6 protein-coding genes are annotated in these 4,633 nt (G+C 26.5%); 3 read left to right on the forward strand and 3 right to left on the reverse strand.

The genetic code is table 4. The annotated features are described in order from the left end of the window. Positions 1-206 precede the first annotated feature (206 nt). Positions 207-1,145: a hypothetical protein gene (locus tag ACXYRN_RS04170; protein WP_458607775.1), complete on the forward strand. Its 939-nt coding sequence runs from the start codon at positions 207-209 to the stop codon at positions 1,143-1,145. Continuing rightward, positions 1,145-1,711, forward strand: a complete 567-nt coding sequence (locus tag ACXYRN_RS04175; protein WP_458607776.1) for a hypothetical protein — start codon at positions 1,145-1,147, stop codon at positions 1,709-1,711. The genes ACXYRN_RS04170 and ACXYRN_RS04175 overlap by 1 nt, the downstream gene beginning before the upstream one ends. Positions 1,712-1,732: 21 nt before the next feature. Here the strand turns inward: ACXYRN_RS04175 and ACXYRN_RS04180 are convergent, their stop codons facing one another. Beyond that, the gene (locus ACXYRN_RS04180; RefSeq protein ID WP_458607777.1) at positions 1,733-2,158 is read right to left on the reverse strand and encodes a hypothetical protein; all 426 of its coding nucleotides are present in this window, start codon (positions 2,156-2,158) and stop codon (positions 1,733-1,735) included. 99 nt (positions 2,159-2,257) lie between these two features. On the opposite strand from ACXYRN_RS04180, the gene ACXYRN_RS04185 reads away from it, so the two are divergent. Then, positions 2,258-2,674: a Dps family protein gene (locus ACXYRN_RS04185; protein WP_458598184.1), complete on the forward strand. Its 417-nt coding sequence runs from the start codon at positions 2,258-2,260 to the stop codon at positions 2,672-2,674. Positions 2,675-2,711: 37 nt separating this feature from the next. Here ACXYRN_RS04185 and gap read toward each other — a convergent pair whose 3' ends face one another. After that, positions 2,712-3,707: a type I glyceraldehyde-3-phosphate dehydrogenase gene (gap, locus tag ACXYRN_RS04190; RefSeq protein WP_458598186.1), complete on the reverse strand. Its 996-nt coding sequence runs from the start codon at positions 3,705-3,707 to the stop codon at positions 2,712-2,714. A gap of 227 nt (positions 3,708-3,934) precedes the next feature. After that, a partial coding sequence (locus tag ACXYRN_RS04195; protein WP_458607778.1) for a hypothetical protein occupies positions 3,935-4,633 on the reverse strand: 699 nt, incomplete at its 5' end.

The raw sequence follows: 4,633 nt of genomic DNA on the forward strand, positions 1-4,633 counted from the left end.
AATAAAACAAAAAGATTAACAGAATTAATTGTTAATCTTTTTGTCCTACTTTACTCCTTCTGGAAGTTTTTGCACATTAGCAAACACAAATTTTATACATAAATATAGTATAAACATAGACAACTTATTTAATTAACTTTTAATATATAATATAATTCTTATTATTAATATTTTTATGTATATAATGCATCATAAAAGAGGGATAAATGGAAAAATTAAAATATGTTAATGGTAAATCTATGTTGATAAATCGTAAAAACAAACTAGATCAATATTTTACTAAACATAATATTGCCCAAAGTCTTTATCATAAAACAAGAGAAATTATTTCACAATATGAAGATATAAACAAATATCTTTGAATTGAACCTAGTACAGGTGAAGGGTGTTTTTTGGATTTATTACCAATTAATAAAAGAATTGGTATAGATTTAGACCCTAAAAGAAGTGATGTCATAAAAAGTAATTACTTAAAATATCAACTTCCTAATAAACCATTTATAGTTATTGGTAATCCCCCATTTGGACATCGTGGAGTTTTGGCTCTAGAGTTTATAAATTATTCCAAGGATGCAGATTTTGTTTGCTTCATATTACCAATGTTTTTTGATAGCAAAGGAAAAGGTAGTGTACGATATCGTGTAAAAGGTTTAAATTTAATCTATAGTGAACAGTTACCTAAGAATTCTTTTTATACTTCTGATAACTCTGATGTAGATGTTAAGTGTGTATTTCAAATATGATCGAAAAATCATATAAATGATAAATTAAATACTTTTAATTGGTATTCATTAGGTAAAAAGAACCCTTTTAGTAAGTATTTAGATATATATACAGTATCTACTGCTAAAAATCGCGAATGTGGTAAGCACTGGATTTTTGAAGAGAAAGCTGATTTTTATCTTGCATCGACATTTTTTAAGAGAAATTCTGTTGTATATGACTTCAATGATGTTAAATATGGTAGTGGAGTAGCAATTAAGATAAAAACATCTGATGCAAAAATAGCAGATAATCTTAAAAACATTTTAATCAATGCAGACTGAAATAAATATAGTTCGCTTGCTACAAATTCATGTAGACATATTGGTAAAAGCCATATTTATGATTTACTGTTAGATAATGGCTTTGAAAAGGAGTTTTAATGGATATAAATAATTTATTACTAAAAATAATTGAAGATAAATATCATCGATTAGGTTTGGATAAAAAGAATACAGAAAATATCTTTTGAAAGATTATTGAGTTCGAAGGAAATGCGATTGGTAGCATCGGTGAAGAGTTTGTTAAACAAATTCTTAAAAAACTTAATATAGATTTTGATGCATCAAAAAAATGAAAAAGCATTCATAATGAATATGATATTGTAATTGAAAAACCAAGAAAAATCTTGCTGGAAATTAAATCAGCGAGATTAGGTAGAAAAAATCAAACCTTTCAATTCAATGGTTTAAATCCGAATTATAATTATGATTATTTAATATGCATCGGCTTTTCTTTAACCAATGCTTATTATCGCATTATCCCAAAAACTAGTTTTAAATACATCCACCAAAAAGAACAACGTGGTCACTGAATAAATATCAATGGTAAATTAAAAAAATTAGTAGAAATGAATCCTGATAATAAGGTTAATTACAAATTAACCTTATCTATTTCAAAGATGAAAGATATTTCGAATTTTAGTGAAGAACTTGTATCAATTTTATAAAAACATCTAGGAACTAGATGCTTAATTTTCATTATCTAAAAGGATATCTTCTGCTTTCTGCATCATTTCTTTTAAAAGATTTAACACATCCTTGTATGAATTAGCATCACCTACTTTAAAACTTTTAGCATAATCAAATGAACCTGAATTTATTTCAGTATTAATTACAGGAAGCAATTTATAGGTATTTATCATCAATTTGTTTACTTTTTGTAATAACTGAGAATCCTGATTTAAAATAATTTTATCAATAGCTTTTTCAATTTCGAATTGAGTTTTTGTTTTTACTGACTTATTTTTAACTTCTTGTCATTGATTGATATAAAGTTTTGTAAATGAAGTAGCTAGAGTTTGCTTATTTTCGCTGCTGCAAGATGCAACAATTACTACAGGAGCAATTGATGCAACTAGTCCACTAGTAACAAAAAACTTTGCTTTAAATTTCACTTTTTCTCCTTTTTTAAATTATACCATCTTCTATGGTATGTTGTAATAGTAAAGATTTGTATATCATATGAATATGGTAAAATAAATCAAGGAGGAAATATGAATGAAATACAAAAATTAAAAGAAATGCAAGCAAGCTTACAAGTGTTTTATCAAAAAATTAATAACATCCACTGAAACATTAAAGGATTAGAATTCTTTGAAATTCATGCACAAAGTGATAAATTAAAAGATGATGTTTTAAATTTTGTAGATGAGATTGCTGAAAAAGTTGTTATGAAAGGTGAAGTCGCTTTAGGAAGTTATACAGAAGTGCTAGAAGCTTCTAAAATCACTGAATTAACTTCACAAATCTTTGATTATAAACAAGCTCTTAAAGTGCTTGTGAATGATTTAAAAATACTTTTACAACTTGCTGAAAGTTTTGAATGAAGTGCTAGAGTTCAACCTATTTTTGATGAAGTGCTATTATCATTAGATAAATGATTATGACAATTTGATGCGATGTCAAAATAGTATAAAAAATCCGGGGAACCGGATTTTATTATGCTTATTATAAGTTAGCAAAGTAAATAACTGTTCTAACAAGTTGTGATACATATGACATTTCATTGTCATATCATGAGAAGAGTTTATATAAGTTACCTTCTGACGATTCTTTGATTGAAGTTAATTTTGAATCAAATACTGATCCATGTGTTTCTTTAATAATATCAGAAGAAACAATTTCATCGGTTTCATATCTGAAACTTTCTGATTCTGCTGCTTTCATTGCGGCATTAATTTCTTCAACTGTAGGTTGTTTTTCTAATAAAACAGTTAAGTCTACTAATGAACCTGTAATTAATGGTACACGAATTGCTGAACCGTCTAATTTTCCTGCTGCTTCTTTAACTACTAAACCAATTGCTTTTGCTGCTCCTGTTGAAGTAGGAACCATATTTGCTGCTGCTGCACGAGCCCTACGTAAGTCTCTATGTGGAGCATCTTGAAGTCTTTGATCTCCTGTGTATGCATGGATAGTTGTCATAAATCCAGATTTAATACCAAAGTTATCGACTAAAACTTTAACCATAGGTGCTAATGAGTTTGTTGTACATGATGCTGCAGAGATAAGTGTATCATCACTTGTTAATTCATTGTGGTTTACATTAAATACAATAGTTTTAACATCTTTTTCTGATGGTGCAGAAACAACAACTTTTTTAGCACCCGCTTTTAAGTGTTTTGAAGCACCATCTCTTTTAGTAAAGAATCCAGTTGATTCAATAACTACATCAATTCCAAGTTCAGCTCATGGAAGATTTTCAGGATCTCTTTCTGCGAATACTTTAATTTCTTTCCCATCGACAACGATAGCACCATCTTTAGCTACTACTTCAACACCTAATTTACCAAATGCTGTATCGTATTTTAATAAGTGTGCTAGGGTTTTTGAATCTGTAAGATCGTTAACTGCAACAACTTCTAAGTTTGAATTTTGTTCTAATAATCTACGGAAAAATAATCTACCAATTCTTCCGAATCCGTTAATTGCTACTTTTTTCATATTTTACCTTTCTGTTAATTAAAATGTATATCTTGCATATTATAAACTTTTTTTAAAATAAAAAATATAAATATATAGATATGATGGATTGATGAGGATGGTGGGAAATAGTTGTTATTGTTGCCATTTTATTATATTTAGATAATTTAGATAACTTGTTAAATTCTCTTACAAATATTTTTTATAAAAGTGAGTTGAATTTCGAAGAATTAGATTATAATTTTATCTTATATTCAATTTATTATTGAATTTATATACAACTTTTTATATTCTTTATTTAAATAATTTTGTGTGTATGAAAGTAAAATAATTACGACAACAAGTAATATGATTATTCATAAATTTGTAAAATATATTGGTGTTTCTTTAGGTACATCGAAACTATTGATACTTCAATTTGGGTAACTTTCTCGGTGCCAATTTGAAAAGGCACTAATATTCATTAGTAGATTTAAATTAAACGGAGATAATACTAATACAAAAAGAATCATTAATACCACTAATAAAAAGAAAGATTTAAGTTTTTTTGTTAATTCAGATTTATTTATTATTGTAATTTTAACAAATAAAAATATGCTAATAAGAAATGCAGTTATAATAAAAACATAATTTAATACATTAATTCAATATTTCACCACATACACATCATCATATAAATAAAGAGAAGAAAGAAAAGTATCAATTAATAAATTAATAATTAAAATTACTAAATTCAATGTTACAAAAAATAATGCAGATATATTTAACGATTTAATGACTTTTAAATTAGATGTTTCTTTCTTGTCATTTGAAATTATATTAGAAACCAATGCACTTTCTATCTTAGGTTGTTGTAAAACTTTTTCCTCTTTTATAATTTCTTGTGTTTGTGTAAACAAGGACATAAAAATTAACAGAAAATTAACATTGTATCATCTCTGCATATT

This window comes from Mycoplasma sp. 4423, assembly GCF_054353855.1.